The sequence below is a fragment of the Bradyrhizobium ferriligni genome (assembly GCF_056837965.1).
The window spans coordinates 1-393 of record NZ_JBXEJO010000393.1 but is presented as its reverse complement, the minus strand read 5'-3'; the positions used below and the strand labels follow the sequence as shown (position 1 = coordinate 393).

Below are 393 nucleotides of genomic sequence, written 5' to 3'. Positions count from 1 at the left end.
GTCGCACCCCAAGGGCTGTTTTGTATGCCGCCCCAATCGCTATAGGCCGCTCGCTCGGGATTTTGGCGCGTCGAGCGCCGGCAAAGGCGGAGGGGCGGAGACCATCTGATTGATGGCTTCAACCGTTTGCAAGACTGCCTCCTGTGCCTTGTGCAGCTTGAATTGGAAGTACGCATAGGTTCCAGAGGCAATCACCAGGCCAACGACTGCAGTCAACCACACAGGAACGCAGGAGATCGGCTTGAGGCTGCGTTCGGTGGCGACGTGTAATGACGGTGAAAGCTCCCGCGGGAGGGGGCGAACTCTAGCCTTCACGATCGCGTAGAGCTTTTCACGCAACAGTTGATGTTCGCGTTCTCCATTCCCCTCGACGCGGTAGCGCCTCATGAAGCC

Annotated in this window: 1 protein-coding gene; it reads right to left on the bottom strand. The window is 59.0% G+C overall.

The window, feature by feature from the left end:
* Positions 1-39: 39 nt before the first annotated feature.
* On the bottom strand, positions 40-393 hold a 354-nt coding region (locus AC1VNY_RS42875; protein ID WP_482409735.1), incomplete at its 5' end, for a DotU family type IV/VI secretion system protein.